This is a genomic window from Synechococcus sp. HK05 (assembly GCF_019104765.1).
In the GTDB taxonomy this organism is placed as follows: Bacteria; Cyanobacteriota; Cyanobacteriia; order PCC-6307; family Cyanobiaceae; genus Vulcanococcus.
The window spans coordinates 319654-334771 of record NZ_JAHRXJ010000004.1 but is presented as its reverse complement, the minus strand read 5'-3'; the positions used below and the strand labels follow the sequence as shown (position 1 = coordinate 334771).

General features: G+C 66.7%; 14 protein-coding genes. 6 read left to right on the top strand and 8 right to left on the bottom strand.

Features of this window, described 5'->3' with window-relative positions; genetic code table 11:
* Positions 1-6: 6 nt before the first annotated feature.
* On the bottom strand, positions 7-198 hold the full coding sequence (locus KUL97_RS05095) for a hypothetical protein (protein ID WP_217795872.1): 192 nt from the start codon (positions 196-198) through the stop codon (positions 7-9).
* Positions 199-294: 96 nt separating this feature from the next.
* Positions 295-3852: a transcription-repair coupling factor gene (gene mfd / locus KUL97_RS05090; protein WP_217795871.1), complete on the bottom strand. Its 3558-nt coding sequence runs from the start codon at positions 3850-3852 to the stop codon at positions 295-297.
* A gap of 44 nt (positions 3853-3896) precedes the next feature.
* Here mfd and KUL97_RS05085 point away from each other — a divergent pair, with 44 nt between their 5' ends.
* Entirely contained in the window at positions 3897-4628 is a 732-nt protein-coding gene (locus tag KUL97_RS05085; protein ID WP_217795870.1) for a hypothetical protein, read from the top strand.
* On the opposite strand, the gene KUL97_RS05080 is transcribed toward KUL97_RS05085, so the two are convergent.
* Positions 4603-4986 (bottom strand): hypothetical protein, encoded by a 384-nt coding sequence (locus tag KUL97_RS05080; RefSeq protein ID WP_217795869.1) that lies wholly within the window; start codon positions 4984-4986, stop codon positions 4603-4605. The two genes, KUL97_RS05085 and KUL97_RS05080, sit on opposite strands and share 26 nt — an antisense overlap.
* An 8-nt stretch (positions 4987-4994) precedes the next feature.
* The gene (locus tag KUL97_RS05075) at positions 4995-5801 is read right to left on the bottom strand and encodes a hypothetical protein (protein ID WP_217795868.1); all 807 of its coding nucleotides are present in this window, start codon (positions 5799-5801) and stop codon (positions 4995-4997) included.
* A 62-nt stretch (positions 5802-5863) separates the two neighbouring features.
* Here KUL97_RS05075 and KUL97_RS05070 point away from each other — a divergent pair, with 62 nt between their 5' ends.
* The 5 genes from KUL97_RS05070 (at position 5864) to KUL97_RS05050 (ending at position 9928) form a co-directional block, all read left to right on the top strand.
* Positions 5864-6610 carry a DUF475 domain-containing protein gene (locus tag KUL97_RS05070; RefSeq protein ID WP_217796047.1) on the top strand — a complete coding sequence of 249 codons (747 nt, stop codon included), beginning with the start codon at positions 5864-5866 and terminating at the stop codon, positions 6608-6610.
* Positions 6611-6615: 5 nt separating this feature from the next.
* A complete protein-coding gene (locus tag KUL97_RS05065) occupies positions 6616-6981 on the top strand; it encodes a DUF6464 family protein (RefSeq protein ID WP_217795867.1) in 366 nt (121 codons plus the stop codon).
* Positions 6981-7676, top strand: a complete 696-nt coding sequence (locus KUL97_RS05060) for a hypothetical protein (RefSeq protein WP_217795866.1) — start codon at positions 6981-6983, stop codon at positions 7674-7676. The genes KUL97_RS05065 and KUL97_RS05060 overlap by 1 nt, the downstream gene beginning before the upstream one ends.
* A gap of 146 nt (positions 7677-7822) precedes the next feature.
* Positions 7823-9127, top strand: a complete 1305-nt coding sequence (locus tag KUL97_RS05055) for a DEAD/DEAH box helicase (protein ID WP_217795865.1) — start codon at positions 7823-7825, stop codon at positions 9125-9127.
* 18 nt (positions 9128-9145) lie between these two features.
* The gene (locus KUL97_RS05050) at positions 9146-9928 is read left to right on the top strand and encodes a J domain-containing protein (protein WP_217795864.1); all 783 of its coding nucleotides are present in this window, start codon (positions 9146-9148) and stop codon (positions 9926-9928) included.
* Positions 9929-9934: 6 nt separating this feature from the next.
* Here KUL97_RS05050 and fmt read toward each other — a convergent pair whose 3' ends face one another.
* From fmt to acsF, 4 genes are all read right to left on the bottom strand, one after another.
* Entirely contained in the window at positions 9935-10984 is a 1050-nt protein-coding gene (fmt, locus tag KUL97_RS05045; protein ID WP_217795863.1) for a methionyl-tRNA formyltransferase, read from the bottom strand.
* Between the two features lie 7 nt (positions 10985-10991).
* Positions 10992-12380, bottom strand: a complete 1389-nt coding sequence (locus KUL97_RS05040) for a TldD/PmbA family protein (protein ID WP_217795862.1) — start codon at positions 12378-12380, stop codon at positions 10992-10994.
* Positions 12381-12382: 2 nt separating this feature from the next.
* Complete coding sequence (locus KUL97_RS05035) at positions 12383-13810, bottom strand: TldD/PmbA family protein (RefSeq protein ID WP_217795861.1); 1428 nt, start codon at positions 13808-13810, stop codon at positions 12383-12385.
* A gap of 116 nt (positions 13811-13926) precedes the next feature.
* Positions 13927-15021, bottom strand: a complete 1095-nt coding sequence (gene acsF / locus KUL97_RS05030; protein WP_217795860.1) for a magnesium-protoporphyrin IX monomethyl ester (oxidative) cyclase — start codon at positions 15019-15021, stop codon at positions 13927-13929.
* Positions 15022-15118 lie beyond the last annotated feature (97 nt).

Here is a 15118-nt window from a genome sequence, read left to right as displayed (position 1 = left end):
TAAGACTCAGGCGGCGCTGCCCACCGGCTGCATCAAGCCGCCGCCGGGGGTGGAGTCGTCGTCATCGTTGCCGGTGTCGCCTTGGAGCAGGGCATACACGCCAAGCGCGATCAGGCCCATCAGGGAGGAGATCAGGCTCAGGCCACCGCTGCCGAAGCTGGAACCCAGATCGATCACCTCGCCCAGACCAGCACCCATGAGAGCCCGTTACAGAAGTTCTCAGAATTGTAACGGACTTTTGCGCACCTGAGAGGCCTGGTGTGATCTGGCACTAGGCCTAGAGCTGGCTTGGCGTCACACCGCCAGCACCGCTTCGTTTTTGGCCTGGATCTGCTCGGTGCGCTGGGCATCGGTGAGCCCATCGGCGCCGGGGATCTGTTCGGCCATCTGCTTAAGCCAGGTCATCAGCTCCTCCACCTGTTTCTCCATCGGCAGCACGCCGAGGCCACGGGCCAGCACCTTGGCGGTGCTGCCGCTCCCCGCCTGATACACGAGTCGGCCGTGCAGGTGTTGGGGAAGGCCCTGGCGCAGGAGCCGGAACGCGGGCTCTTCCATCGGCGTTTCCAGGGCGATGTTGGGTTTCTCCGGTTTGATGCGCGAGAAGCCGCAGCGCTTGGCGAGCAGCTTCAGCTCCATCAGCTGCAGCAAGGAGATCACCGGCGCTGGGATGGCGCCATAGCGATCCACCCAATCGGTGGCGAGCTGCAACAGCGCGTCCGGGCTGGTGCAGTCGGCCGCGGCGCGGTAGGCCGCCATCTTCTCGTCGTTGTCGGCGATCCAGTCGCCAGGGATGAAGGCTGTGATCGGCAGATCGATCTGGGTGTCGTCCACGGCCGGGATGTCTTGCCCCTGGATCTCGGCGAGGGATTCCTGCAGCATCTCCATGTAGAGGTCGAAGCCGATGGTTTCCATCTGGCCGCTCTGCTCCACCCCCAGCAGGTTGCCCACGCCGCGGATCTCCATGTCGCGCATGGCGAGCTGGTAACCGCTGCCCAGTTGGGCGAACTCCTGGATGGCCCGCAGCCGTTGCCGCGCCGCCTCGCTCAAGGAGGCATCACCGGGATAGAAGAGCCAGGCATGGGCCTGGATGCCGCTGCGGCCCACACGGCCGCGCAGTTGGTAGAGCTGGGCGAGGCCGAACTTGTGGGCGTCTTCGATCAGGATCGTGTTGACGCGCGGGATATCGAGGCCGCTCTCCACGATCGTGGTGCAGAGCATCAAGTCGGCTTCGCCGGCGTTGAAGGCCACCATCGCGCTCTCCAGCTCGCCTTCGGCCATTTGGCCGTGGGCCACCAGCAGCCGTAGGCCAGGGATCATCAGCCGCAGCCGTTCGGCCACTTCCTCGATGCCTTCCACCCGCGGCACCACATAGAAGATCTGGCCGCCGCGATCGAGCTCCTGGCGGATGGCGCTGCGCACGGCTTCGTCGTCGAGAGCGGCGAGGTGGGTTTTGATCGGCCGGCGCAGCGGCGGCGGCGTGGTGATCAGGCTCATCTCGCGCACGCCCGAGAGGCTCATGTAGAGGGTGCGGGGGATCGGGGTTGCCGAGAGCGTGAGCACGTCGACGTCTTTGCGCAGGGCTTTGATCTTTTCCTTCTGGTTCACGCCGAAGCGCTGCTCTTCATCCACCACAAGCAGACCTAGCTGTTTGAACGTGGTGCTCTTGCCCAGCAGCTGGTGCGTCCCCACCACCACATCCACCGTGCCTTCGCCGAGCCCTTCCTGGATCGCTTTGCGTTCGCCGGTGGTGCGGAACCGGTTGAGCAGGCTCACCTTGATCGGATAGGGCGCAAAGCGCTCAGAAAGAGAGCGCCAGTGCTGCTGCGCCAACACCGTGGTGGGCGCGAGCATCGCCACCTGCTTGCCGGCCGTCACCGCCTTGAAGATGGCGCGAATCGCCACTTCGGTTTTGCCGAAGCCCACATCACCGCACACCAGCCGGTCCATCGGCTGGGGCTTCTCCATGTCGCGCTTCACATCGGCGATTGCCTTGAGCTGATCGGGGGTGGGTTCGTAGGGGAACGACTCCTCCAGTTCGCTTTGCCAGGGGCCATCGGCGGGGAAGCAGAAGCCCGCGGCCTGATGGCGCTCGGCGTAGAGCTTCACGAGATCCAGCGCCACCTTGCGCACGGCCTTGCGGGCCCGCTCCTTGGCCTTGCTCCAGGCGGTGCCGCCCATGCGGTTGAGATCGGGCGGCTGCTCGGTGGTGGCGCGATAGCGGCCGAGGCTGCCCAGCTGGTCAGCCGCTACCCGCAGCAGGCCATCGGCGTACTGCACCACCAGGTAGTCGCGCGATTCGCCGCTGATCGCCAGCTTCTCGAGCTTGAGGAACTTGCCGATGCCGTGGTTGCGGTGCACCACGAAATCGCCGGGGCGCATCTTGTTGGGATCCACCGTGCGGCTGGCGGCCTTGCGGCGCCGGCGCACGTAGCCCGTGGCGGTGAGCGATTGCTGGCCGAAGAACTCCCGGTCTGTGATCAGCGCCAGCTTCCAGGCGGGCAGCTGCAGACCCTCCAGCTCAGCGGTGCCCTTGGTTTTGAGGGCCACAGGCGTGTTCTGCTCGATCAGCCGATCGATTGAGGCCACATCGCCCGGGTTGGGCACGAAGCGACTGATGCAGTCGTGCTCCTCCAGCAGCGCCACGGCCCGGGTGGGCTGGGCGGAGAGCAGCCATACCTTGGCCTTGTCGCGCTGGAAGCCCTTGATCAGCTCGGCGAGCTTGCCGAATTGATTGGGATAGGCCGGCACCGGCCGGCTCGCCAGATCGAAGCTGTTGGCGTGGCTGTCGCTTTCGTGCAGCTCCGCCAGATCGAAACCGGCGAAGGCTTCGGTGGTGGCGAGGGCTTGCTCGGGTGGCCGGTGCAGCACCGCGGGCAGCTCCACGCCCAGCTCGGCGCTCACTTCGCTGTGGTGGTCGCTGGCGTGATCGAACCACTGCTGGCCGTGGGCCAGGCAATGGCGCCGTTCATCCACGGCGATCAGCGTGTTGGCGGGGAGATAGCTGAGCAGTGAGGCCGGCTCACTCCAGGCCAGGCCCATCAGCCGGCGCATCCCTTCGGGGGTGCCCCCTTCCAGCAGCTGCTCCAGCGCTTCCGGGCTGAGCAGCTGATCCAGTCCATCGGGCATGCCCTCGCGCAGGGCTTCTGCAATCAACGGGCCGTAGCCGCTAGGGGTGAGCCGCACCACCTCGATCGGATCGAGGGAGCGCTGGCTGGCGGGATCGAATTCCCGCAGTTTCTCCAGCTCCTCCCCGAAAAATTCCAGGCGCACCGGCAGCTCGGCGCTCACCGGGAACACATCCACGATGTCGCCGCGGCGGCTCCAGCTGCCCTCCTGCTCAATCGCGGTCACCCGCTCATAGCCCAGGCGCGTGAGCGTTTCGCCCAGCTGCTCGAGATCCACCGTGTCGCCTTTGCGCAGGCTCAGGCACTGGGCCTTCAAGGCTGCCGGCGGTGGGAGATGCGGCTGCAGCGCCCGTTCGGTGGCCACGATCGCCAGCCGCTGGCCGCCGGTTGCGTCCAGCAGTTCGCTGAGCACCTGCAGCTGGCCCCAGGTGATCTCGCTGGTGGGATCGAAGGGCTCATAGGGGCTGCCCTCACTGGTGGGGTAGAGCTGAGCGCTGCTCCAGCCCATCAGCTCCAGCAGCGCCGCCCAGCGGCCTGCTTCCTCGAGGGTGGGCACCACCACCAGCAGTGGTGCTTCGGCAGCACCTGCCAGGGCGCTGCTCACCAGGGCCCTCGCTCCACGCCCAGCACCGCTCAGCCGCAGCCGCTCCTGTCGCTGGCTGCGCTGCAGCACTTCGCCGGTGAGCGGAGCCTGCTGCAGCTGACGCACCAGGGCGGTGAGGGGCATGGAGCTCAATCGGCACAGCGGCCCATCCTCGCAAGAATGGGTCGATGGCCAGCGCGTCACCTCGCTTCGGTTGCCTGAGCAGGGTTGCAGCGCTGGCGCTGTTGTTGGTAGGTGGCGCGGCCCTGAGCCTTCTTGCGGAGCGTCCTAACCCTCACGCCTTGGCATCCAGTGGGGATTTTGTGCTCACCCCTGAGCGCGAGCAGGGCCTCTTCGCGCAGTTGGGGGCTGGCGATCGGGCCTGGGTGCCGCGGGCGGAGCCGATCCCCGGTGGTGGCACCCGCTACGTGTATCAGAAGCGCCCGGATGATCAGCCGCTCACGCTGGAGCAGATCAAGGCCTTGATGCGTGATCCGCCAACATTCGCGCTGGAGCGATCGGTGATCCGCCAGCTGCTCACGCAGATGCGGCACTCGGGTGTGACGGTGCTGCTCGGCCCGCCGCGCAAGCAGGGTGCGGCAGGTGAGTGGGACCCAGCCCGGGGCGTGTTGCGGATTCGGCCCGATATTCCGTCGAAAGGCAGCCGTGAATTTGCTCGGGTGCTCAACCATGAAGCCATTCACGTCGCCCAGAGCTGTCGCAACGGGGCCCTCAGCGCGCACCCAAAGTTGCTCGGCTTGTCGCGGCAAGTGCAGGGTGCAGCGCGCCGCCACCTGCAAGAACCGCTTTACCGCAACAGCACTGCTCTGGAGCGGGCGTTAGAGGAAGAGGCCTACGCGAACCAGGACAACCTTCAGCTCGGTGTTCGGTTAATCAGGGCACAGTGCCGGTTGGGGTAGGGCATTCCTCCAGCACGCAGCAGCCCTCCTCTAAACGCAGGTCTCCTGCGAGTGCACCATCCAGCAGCTGAACACACACTGGCGCCTGGGTGTCGCTGGGCAAAGCACCGGCGTAGTGGCCATGGGCGATGCCGCGGGCCCAGCCTCTCCCACCAGAAACGGCGGCACTGCGCGGCATGAGCCACACCAGCCGATGGGGGGCCAGCTCCACAGCAGCTTGGGCGGGCTCTCCGGCGGCGGGTTTGTGGGCCAAACGCCAGGTGCGGCAATGCTCGCCGTTTTCGAGCAGCAGGTCGTAGTGGCAGCCGCCTGGATCGTCTGGGGCGCCGGTGTGCTCCAACAGGGCGTAGCGGGGCATCGGTTGGCTCAGGCTCCGGCTGCGCTCATCAGCGACTCCTCCAGCAACATGTTGAACTGCAGGAGCTGCTCATCGCTCAGCTGCTGACGACTGCTCAGCTGAAAGTTTTGCTCGAGCAGCTCTCGGCCGCGGCTGGCATCCCATTGCAGGCTGCGCAGCAGTTGATCGGATTGCTCGAGCAGGTCTTTGCGGCGCAGGGGCACGGGCGCACTGTTGGGATCCGATCCAGGGCTCAGGTTCCGCAGGCAGCGCAGGTAGCTCACCAGATCGGCATAGGCCGTGAGCCGATTGCGGCTGGGGTGGCCGAAGGCTCTCTGCAGGTAATGCGCCTCCTGGTTGCGATCCCAGCCGATGCGCTGCAGTTGCACATCGAGCTCGGCCAGCTCATCGCTCCAGTCTTCGGGATCGGCTGGTGGTTCCACGGTGCCCCCAATGGGGAGTGGTTCGACTGGGGGGCTTGCTTCGGTTGCGCTGAACAGGCTGGGCTGGGGCGGCGCTTGGGGCTCCGGGGCCGTGTCTTCGGCCACTGGCGGCGGTGGGGGCGTCGTGGGCGTGGGCGATTGCCGGATCACTGGATGGCGTACCGCTCCATTGGCCGCTGGCGCTGGTGCGGGTTCTGAGGCTGCAGCCGGGGCTGTTGCGGCCAGGCGCTGCTGCAATCGCTCGATCGCCCGCTCTTCCGCCTCCTCCGCACCGGCGGCTTCACCGAGGGAACTGCCCAGGCAGCTGTTGCCCTGCCAGGCGCTCGCCTGCACCACCCGTTGGCCGGGTTCCGCGTGCACGAGCCGCACCTTGAGCACCGGTGGGGTCTGCATCGGCGGGATGGGGCTTGGATCGTTTCTACACTGCCTACTTCAGGAATCCTCTGCACGGCGCGATGGAAGCGGAGTCGATTCCTTCCCTTTCACCTTTGATTCAGGCCGCGGATCAGTGGGGTGAACTGCTGCTGCTGCTGCCGCTGCTGGTGGCCTTGGAGGCGGTGCTCTCGGCCGATAACGCCATTGCACTGGCCGCGATCTCCCGGCAGTTGCGCGATCCCCGCCAACAGGGCCAAGCCCTGAATCTTGGGCTGGGGTTGGCGCTGGTGTTCCGGCTGTTGTTGATTGCTGTGGCGCGCTGGGTGCTCGATTTCTGGCCGCTGCAGCTGCTGGCTTCGGCTTATCTGCTCTGGCTTTGCATCAGCAACCTGTTGCCCTCTGGGGAGGCGGCTGCGGACGCGGAGCCCGATCACGCTCCTGAACCGGGTTCCCCCCACCACGACCGCGGCTTGCTGGCGGTGGTGGGCACCCTTGCTCTCACCGATCTCGCCTTCTCCCTCGACAGCGTGGCCGCGGCGGTGGCGGTGAGCGACAACCTGCTGCTGGTGATGGCGGGTGGGGTGATTGGCGTGGTGGCCTTGCGGCTCACCTCCGCGCTGTTCATCCGCTGGCTCAGCGTGTTTCGTCATCTCGAAACGGCGGGCTACCTGGCGGTGGGCCTGGTGGGGGTGCGACTGCTGATTCGCCTCGCGGCTCCGAACCTGGTTCCCCCGGAATGGGTGTTGCTGGCCCTGGTGGGGATGCTTTTCCTCTGGGGCTTCTCCAGCCGCTTCCCCAGCCCTGATCCCAGCGAACTCACCCCCTGAACGGCATGCACGTGGAACTGCGTCAGGCCGGCAGCAACCGCTTGCTTGAACGCCTCGACCTTGACGACATCCCCCAGCCCGGCCGCTGGTTGGTGGTCGACGACCGCAGTTTTCTGGTGTTGCAGCGTCACCACCGCTACCAGCTGCGCAGTGGTCGCTACGAGCTCAGCTGCATCGCCTTGCAGGTGAAGGCGCAGAAGCAGCCTGCCGATGCCCGCTGGTGGCAGGGCCGTTGGGTGATTGGTGATCCCAGTTGCTCTTACAACGCGCGCAGCCCTCTGCTGCGCTGCGCAGTGCTGCCGGAGGGGCCCTGCGATCGCTGCGCGCATCACACCTCTGTTCAAGACACCACAGCCGCAGCGGAGTCGTGATGGCGGAGAGCACCGCGGCCACCGACTTCAATGCAGTGCACATCGGCCGTTGTGTGGCCGGTCATGGTGTGGCGTCAGGTCGCGCGGCAGATAGCCCCTACCCCGCCGGCACCATCAGCCTGCAGGCCCCCCTGTTTGCGCGCCACGGCATCGACCTCAGCCCGTATCAGCAGAGCACACTCAATCTCGATTTCAGCCCCGGCGAATGGCGTCTGCGCCAGCCCGATCACCAGGTGGAGCAGCTGCTCTGGAGCGATCGCCATCCCCCGGAAACCTTCTCCTTCTGGCGCTGCCGGCTGCAGCCCTTGGATGGGCGCCTCGCTGCGGTGGATGGCCTGATCTATTACCCCCACCCGGAAACCAAGAAGGCCCATCACCAGCCGGCTGCCCTGCTGGAAGTGCTGGCCCCGCCGCTAGGAGCACTCGTGCCCGGTGAACAGTTTCAGCTGTGGGTGAATGGGCGCCGCTGCCGGCTGATTCAGCCGGCGCGTCTGCGCGCACGGCTGTTGGAGTTCCTCAAGTTCCGGGTGCTCGCGGCACAGGAGGCGTTCTTCTGGGACGACGCTGCTGGCTTCCGCCGCTGGCTGGAGGCCCACTGGCCGGAAGCCTGTGATCTCAGTGATCAGGATCTGGCACTCACCCTGGCTCAGGCCCGCGCCCTGTACACGGAATTGCCGATGCGGCCACGCCCGTAGGGTGAGGTTCCAAGCGTCGTTCCCTTATCTCCTCCTTCACCCACCCAGCTCCGGGACAGGAGCAGCGCACAGGGCGCCCTTCGCGGCAGCCCATCCGGCGCATCAGCCCGACGGGCCCTGCAACCTCCTCTGGATCGGCCCGCATCGTGACGGAAGAGGAGCTCAGCAGCTCGCCCTTCGCTGCCCTCGGCCTGGGCCGGCCGATTGTGCAGGCGGTGCTGGAGAAGGGCTACACGAACCCCTCGCCGATTCAGGCCCAGTGCATCCCGGCGGTGCTCGATGGCCGCGATGTGATGGCGGCCGCGCAAACGGGCACCGGCAAAACCGCGGGCTTCACCCTGCCGATGCTGGAGCGGTTGCGCCACGGCCCCCACGCCCGCAACAACGTGGTGCGGGCGCTGGTGCTCACCCCCACCCGTGAGTTGGCGGCCCAGGTGGGCGAAAACGTGGCGGCCTATTCCCGCCACCTCGATCTGCGCTCCGATGTGGTGTTCGGCGGCGTGAAGATCAACCCGCAGATGATGCGCTTGCGCGGCGGCGCTGATGTGCTGGTGGCCACCCCCGGCCGCTTGATGGATCTGGCGCAGCAGAACGCCGTGAAGCTCAACCGGGTGGAAATCCTGGTGCTGGATGAAGCCGATCGGATGCTCGACATGGGCTTCATCCGCGACATCCAGAAAATCCTGGCGCTGTTGCCGGCGAAGCGGCAGAACCTGCTGTTCTCGGCCACCTTCGAGGCCTCGATCAAAAAGCTGGCCACCGGTTTGCTGCACAACCCCGTGCAGCTGCAGGCCACGCCAGAAAATCGCACCGCCACCACGGTGGAGCATCTGCTCCATCCCTGCGACATGGCGCGCAAACCCGATCTGCTCTGCCATCTGATCAAGAGCAACGACTGGCAGCAGGTGCTGGTGTTCTCCCGCACCAAGCACGGCGCGAACCGCATTGCCGATCGCCTCACCCAGGAAGGTATGGCGGCCGCGGCAATCCATGGCAACAAGAGCCAGGGTGCTCGCACCCGGGCCCTTGCCGGCTTCAAGAGCGGTGAGCTGCGGGTGTTGGTGGCCACCGATATCGCCGCCCGCGGCATCGACATTCACCAGCTTCCCCACGTGGTGAATCTGGATCTGCCCAACCAGGCGGAGGACTATGTGCACCGCATCGGCCGTACCGGCCGCGCTGGCTGCAATGGCCATGCCGTGTCGCTGGTGGCGGCGGAAGAGCATGAGCTGCTGCGCGCCATTGAGCGGCTGATCGGCAACCCTCTTCCGAAGCAGGAGGTGCCGGGGTTTGAACGCACCATCCACTCAGCTCCGCCGCTGGATCTCAGCGGTGGCCGCGGCCGTGGCGGCGGTGGTGGTGGTCGCCGTGGCGGTCCGGGCGGTGGCGGCGGCGGTGGTGGCGCGGCAGGACGCGGCCGTGCTCCAGCGTCCCGCCCCCGGCAGCGTTGAGGCTGACGGCGGGAGTCCATGGGGTTTGATCCACGGGATTGGCCGTCTGGCGGGCGCTCGTCCCGGCCGATCACCGGCAATCTCGATGCCCTGCTTGAGGAGAACGCAGCGCTCAAGCAGGAGGTGCTGCGCCTACGCCGCTTGCTCGATCGCTATGAGCGGCTGGAGCGTGAACCGCGTGCCGCCACCGCCAAACCCCAGTGGCTGAGTCACTCTGAGGCGTTGCACTGGGCCCGCCAGCTCACGCAGCAACCGGGCTGGACGCAGCTGCGGGCCGGGGATGAAGGCCATGGGCTGACGGGCCTGATTGCCCACCTGAATCGCTCCAGCTTTCTGCCGCAGCTGAGCCTCGAGCAGCGGCTCGATCGTTTGGCACCTGGGCTGGGGCGTGATCTGGAACAGGCCCTGCATGGCCTCAACAGCAAGCAGCAGCAGGCGCTGCGGGCGGCCTTTGCCGTGTATGGCGTCAGCGCCCGGGAATGGTTGGCGGATGAGCCACGCCGCGTGGTGGCCGAGCTACGCCAGCAGTGCCAGCGGCTGGAGCAGCGAAGCCGCTCACGCGGTGCCGGCGCTGGTTCTCGCCAGGAACACAGTGCGAACGAGGACACCCCTGGGCCGCCCCCCGGCAGCGATCCGCGCCGGGCAGCGGCGTACCGGCAGCTGGGGCTGGCCTGGGGTGCCTCGCGCGAGGCGATCAAGAAAGCCCATCGCCGTTTGGTGAAGCAGCACCATCCCGACATGGGCGGAGAGGCCGACGCATTCCGCCGCGTCAACGACGCCTATCAACTGCTGATGGCCTGAGCCGGATCAGGCCGCGGCATCCCCAAGCTGATCGCCAGGTCTGGCCTGCAGCTGTTGCAGCAGCTGGGTGCCGCTGGCGGCCGCCTTGCCCTCCAGCTGGGCTTCCCGCAGCAGCAGCGGGCAGCCGCTGCTGGCCACCACCAAGCCCACGCCCGCCACCACGTCCAACACCGTGCCGGGTTCCACGGCACCTGCAGCAGCGTTGCCATCGGGGGGCAGCCCCCAACGTGCCGCGAGCTCGGCAGCTTCCGGGCTCAGCTCAGCCGCCAGGCGCTTCACCAGGGGCTCGGTGGCTAGCACTTTCAGCCGCTTGCCTTGCCAGCTGCTGGTGGCGCCGGGATAGAGCCCCATCACCTTGCGGTGAATCTGCAAGGCCGATTGATGCCAATCGATCTGGGCATCCTCCTTGGTGAGCATGCGCGCGTAGGTCATGCCCTCGTCGCTCTGCAGCCGCACTCCGAGCTTGTGGAGCCGCTCGGGTTCAGGGCCTGGGCCGGCCGCCTCAATCAGCGGCAGCGCTTCCACCAGCAAGGTGCCGGTGAGCGCTGCGAGCCGTTCAGCGAGCTGATGGGCGTTCTCGCGCAGGCCGATCCGGATGGCCCGCTCAAGCAGCACCGGCCCGGTGTCGAGCCCCTCTTCCATGGCCATCACGCCCACGCCGGTGGTGCTGTCGCCTTCGATCAGGCTCCATTGGATTGGGCCGGCGCCACGCCAACGGGGCAACAGGGATCCATGGCCGTTCCAGCAGCCCAGGGGCGGCTGCTGCAGGATCTCCGGGGGCAGGATCTGGCCGAAGGCCACCACCACGTAGATGTCCGCCCCGAGATCGGCGAGTTGCTGTTGGCATTCGGGTTCACGCCGGATCCGCTCGGGTGTGAACACGGGAATTCCCAGCTCAAGCGCCCGAGCCTTCACTGGCGACGGCATCAGTGCTTTGCCGCGGCCGCGGCGCCGGTCGGGTTGGCTCACCACCCCCACCAGCTGATGGCCCGCGGCCACCAGGGCATCCAGGCTGGCCACGGCGTAGGCCGGGGTGCCCCAGAACAGGACCTTCACAGTGGACTCAGGCCTCGCCGGTGATCGACAGGCCCTCCACCCACACCATCGGGCAGAGCCCATCGGGGGTGATCTTGGCCTCGCCCTCAAAGCCCACGATCGCTTTGAGCACCTGGCGGATGTCGCCCGCCACGGTGGCGGCCTCGATCGAGCGGGGTTCACCGCCCTGGATCAACCAACCATCGAAGGGCAATGAGAACGAGCCCTGGCTGGCCTTCACACCGGCATGCAGCGCTGAAAGCGAATCGATCCACACAATCGGCTCGCCGGCCTTGAAACGATCCAGGCCTGATTGGCCACCGCCGCTGCCGGGGGTAGCGCTCACTTCAAACCAGTCCGGACCCACCGACACCTTGGCGCCCATGCCGGCGTGGCCGGTGGGGCTTACGCCAAAGGCGCGAGCTGTGGCTTCGGAGTGGAGGAAGTTGCGGAGCACGCCGCCCTCCAGCAGCGCCAGACGCTTGGTGGGAGTGCCTTCGCCATCGAACGCCGAGGCGCCGATGTTGCCGGGGTGCAGGCCGTTGTCGTGGATGTCGAGGAAGGGAACCGCGAGGGTTTCGCCGATGGAGTCGCGGTTGCTGAGGCTCACCCCATCGAGCACGGCGCGGGCATTGAACAGGCCGCTGAAGGCGCCAATCAGATCGAGGAACGCCTCGGGGCTGAACACGCAGGTGTAGCGGCCGGTTTCGATCGGGGCGTAGTTGAGGTGGCTGATCGTGCGCTCGGCCGCCTCGTTGATGCAACCGGCCACATCGAGGTCGGCGGAGCCGTAGGCCAGGCGCACGGCTCCGGCGCTGCGTGGTTTGCGGCCGGCTTCCTCGGCGCGGGCGTAGAGGTAGAGGCTGGCGGTGCTGAGCTGTTGCTGGCGGCAGGCGCCGTCGCTGTTGAGATAGATCCGCTCGCTGCTGCGCTCAGCCAGGCCGTTGTAGGGAACGGTGGCAATGGCGTCGTGGCGCGCCAGCAGTTCCTGCTCAGCTCCTTTGAGCGTGTCGAGCAGGCTCAGGATGCCCTTTGGGGCATGGATCGGTTGATCGAGGCTTGCGAGCGGCGCGGTGGCCAGGGGCGAGAAGGCGGGGATGTCGTCGGCGTTGCCGAAGGCGCTGGCTTCCTTGGCGCCGGTGAGGGCCCGCTCCAGGCCGGCTTCACTGAGATCGGAGGTGCTGGTCACGCCCACCAGGCCGGCGTCGTTCCACACGCGCACGGTGATGGAGCTGCGCTGGGCGCCCTTCATCTGTTTGGGTTCGCCGCGATCCACCTGTACGGAGATGTCGGTGGAGCAGGCGGCGCCGAGATCCCAGCGGCGGATGCCATTGGCGGCGGCGATGCTGGCCAGGCTGCTGCGCAGTTGTTCGGCGTTGAGGCCAGTGGCGGCGCCAGTGCTGTTGGTGGTGCTCATGCTCAACGGCCTCCCACGGTGATCGAATCCACCTTGATGTGGGGTTGGCCCACGGTGACAAAAATGCTGCCGCTCACTGAGCCGCAGAAGCCAGCGGCCAGCTCGAGGTCGTTGGCGCACATCGAGATGCGCGGCATCACCTCCTTGGCTTCGCCGATGAGGGTGGCGCCCTTCACCGGCTTGGTGAGCTGACCGTTCTCGATCAGGTAGCCCTCCTCCACGGCGAAGTTGAACTGACCGGTGGGGCCGACGCTGCCGCCGCCCATGGATTTGCAGTACAGCCCCTGATCCACTGATGCGATCAGCTGCTCGGGCGTGTGGGGGCCTGCATCGATGTAGGTGTTGCGCATGCGACTGGCGGCCGCAAAGGTGTGGCTCTGGCGGCGGCCGCTTCCTGTGCGGGCATGGCCGGTGCGAAGTTCGCCGGCGCGGTCGCTGATGAAGCGCTGCAGCACGCCGTTTTGAATCAACACGGTGCGCTGGGCTTCCATGCCCTCGTCGTCCATGGACAGGGAGCCAAAGGCCCCGCCGGTGAGGCCTTCATCGATGGCGGTCACGGCCTCGTGGGCAATCACCTCACCCACCCGCTCGGCGAAGGGGGTGGTGCCGCGCTCCACCTGGGTGGTTTCCAGCAGGTGGCCGCAGGCCTCGTGGAAGATCACACCGCCGAAGCGGTTGGCGAGCACCGCCGGCATCTGGCCGGCTTCCACGTAGTCGGCGTAGAGCATCGTGCCGGCGCTGCCGCACACCTCAGCGGCGGAGGCGGTGGCATCCCAGCGGCGCAGATCATCGGGTTGGTCCGAGGTGCCGTAGCGGCGGCCTACGCCCGCACGGTGTTCCCCATCAGCGGCGAGCACATTCAGCCCCACCGATTGGTGCAGGCGGATGTCGCGGCCGAAGGTGCCATCGCTGGCTGCGATCAGCACTTCCTGCCAGTCGCGGGCGTAGCTGCCGCGGCGGGCCTGCAAGTGCTTGCCTTGGCGTTGCAGCTGATCGGTGCCCTCCAGGAGCCGCGCCGTGGCCTCCTGGATCTGGGGGCACCGCTGCAGCCAGTCGCCTTTGCTGGCGCCGAAATCGCGCAGGCCAGGCAGCCCTTCAAAGCCGCTGCGGCCATTGCTGCTCGGGGCCAGGCCGAGCATGCCGAGCGCCTGTTCGAGAGCCCGACGCAAGCCGGCGGGGCTGAGGTCGTTGGTGCTCACGAAGCCGTCGCGATGGCCCAGGAACACCCGGATCCCAGCGCCCATGCCGAAGGCGGGGGTCACGCTGGTGATCGTGTCTTGCTCGGCCAGCACGCCCAGGTGGTCGGTGCGCTCGAGGAACACCTCCACCAGATCGGCACCGGCGGAGCGGCCGCAGGCCAGGAGATCCTCAAGAGCTGGACTCCAGTGGCTGTCGAGGACGCCAGTGGTGGGCGGTGCTGTGGCGATCACGCGGGCGCGGGTGGTGAGGGTGGAGCCCTACCGGGCTTGAAGCTGTTGATTTCCTAGCAAAAAGGCCCCAGCCGCAGGGGCTGAGGCCTCTCGAGGCAGAGGTGCTGCTGAGGCGATCAGCGCACGGCGGGCTGGTACTGCTCGCTGCGGATCGGGCTCATCAGGAAGAGCTTGGCCATCTCAGCGGCGTTCGCCACCCAGTAGGGCAGCTTGCGCAGCAGCTTCAGCGGTGCAATCGCACCGCTCTCGTCGGCGGCGGCCAGCTGAGCGTTGTTGCGCACCAGTTGCTCGAGGCGCTCGTAGAACTTGGGGTGATCCACGTTGAGCACCACCGGGAAGACCCGGGCAGAGGTTTCGTTGGTTTTGGCGATCACGTACTTGTCGTACTCGCGGGCATCGAGGCCAAGGGCTTCATAGAACTCCTTGCGGGCTACGTCGCGCACATACATGGTGGCGAACACCGCCAGCAGGAAGAAGCGGCACCACAGGCGTGCCTTCAGGCCGGTGACGCTCTTGGGCTGGGCCTTCATCAGGGCATCGAAGAAGTCGCCATGGCGGTTCTCGTCCTGGCACCAGTTTTCGAAGAAGTTGAAGATCGGGAAGATCTTGCTGTCAGGGTTCTTCTCGAGGTGGCGGAAGATGGCGATGTAGCGCCAATAGCCGATCTTCTCGCTCAGGTAGGTGGCGTAGAAGATGTATTCAGGCTTGAAGTAGGTGTAGGCCTTGCTGGCGGTGAGGAAGCCGAGATCGAGCTGCAGGCCGAAATCGCTCATCGCCTTGTTGAGGAAGCCAGCGTGGCGGGCCTCATCACGGGCCATGTGCGCAAAGCACTCAGCCAGCAGCGGGTTCTTCTCTTTGATGCGGCGGCTCAGCTCCTTGTAGAGGAGGAAGCCGGAAAACTCGGAGGTGCAGCTCTGCTCGAGAAACTCCACGAACACGCGGCGGGTCTCGGGATCGAGCTTGTCGGCGGCCCCTTCAAATTCTTCGTTGCGAACGAAGTGATGGCGGTTGTAGTCCTTGCGGAACTCTTCGCAGATGGCTTCCAGCTCAGCCTCGTTGGGGCTGAGGTCCATGGCCGCCATGGCCTCGAAATCCGTGGTGTAGAAGCGCGGGGTGAGGATCGTGTCCTTCACCGGGTCTTTGGTGGCCGGCGCGTCGGGTGTGCCGATGGCTGTTGCGGTATCGGGCGTGGCAACGGCTGGAGGCACCATCGGGATGGGTCTACGGACGGAAGCTCCATCGTAGGGGGACCTGTGCTGGTGCCGAGGCTCAGCTTCACCAGCTGGAACCGTGTTTCGACTGTGCTCT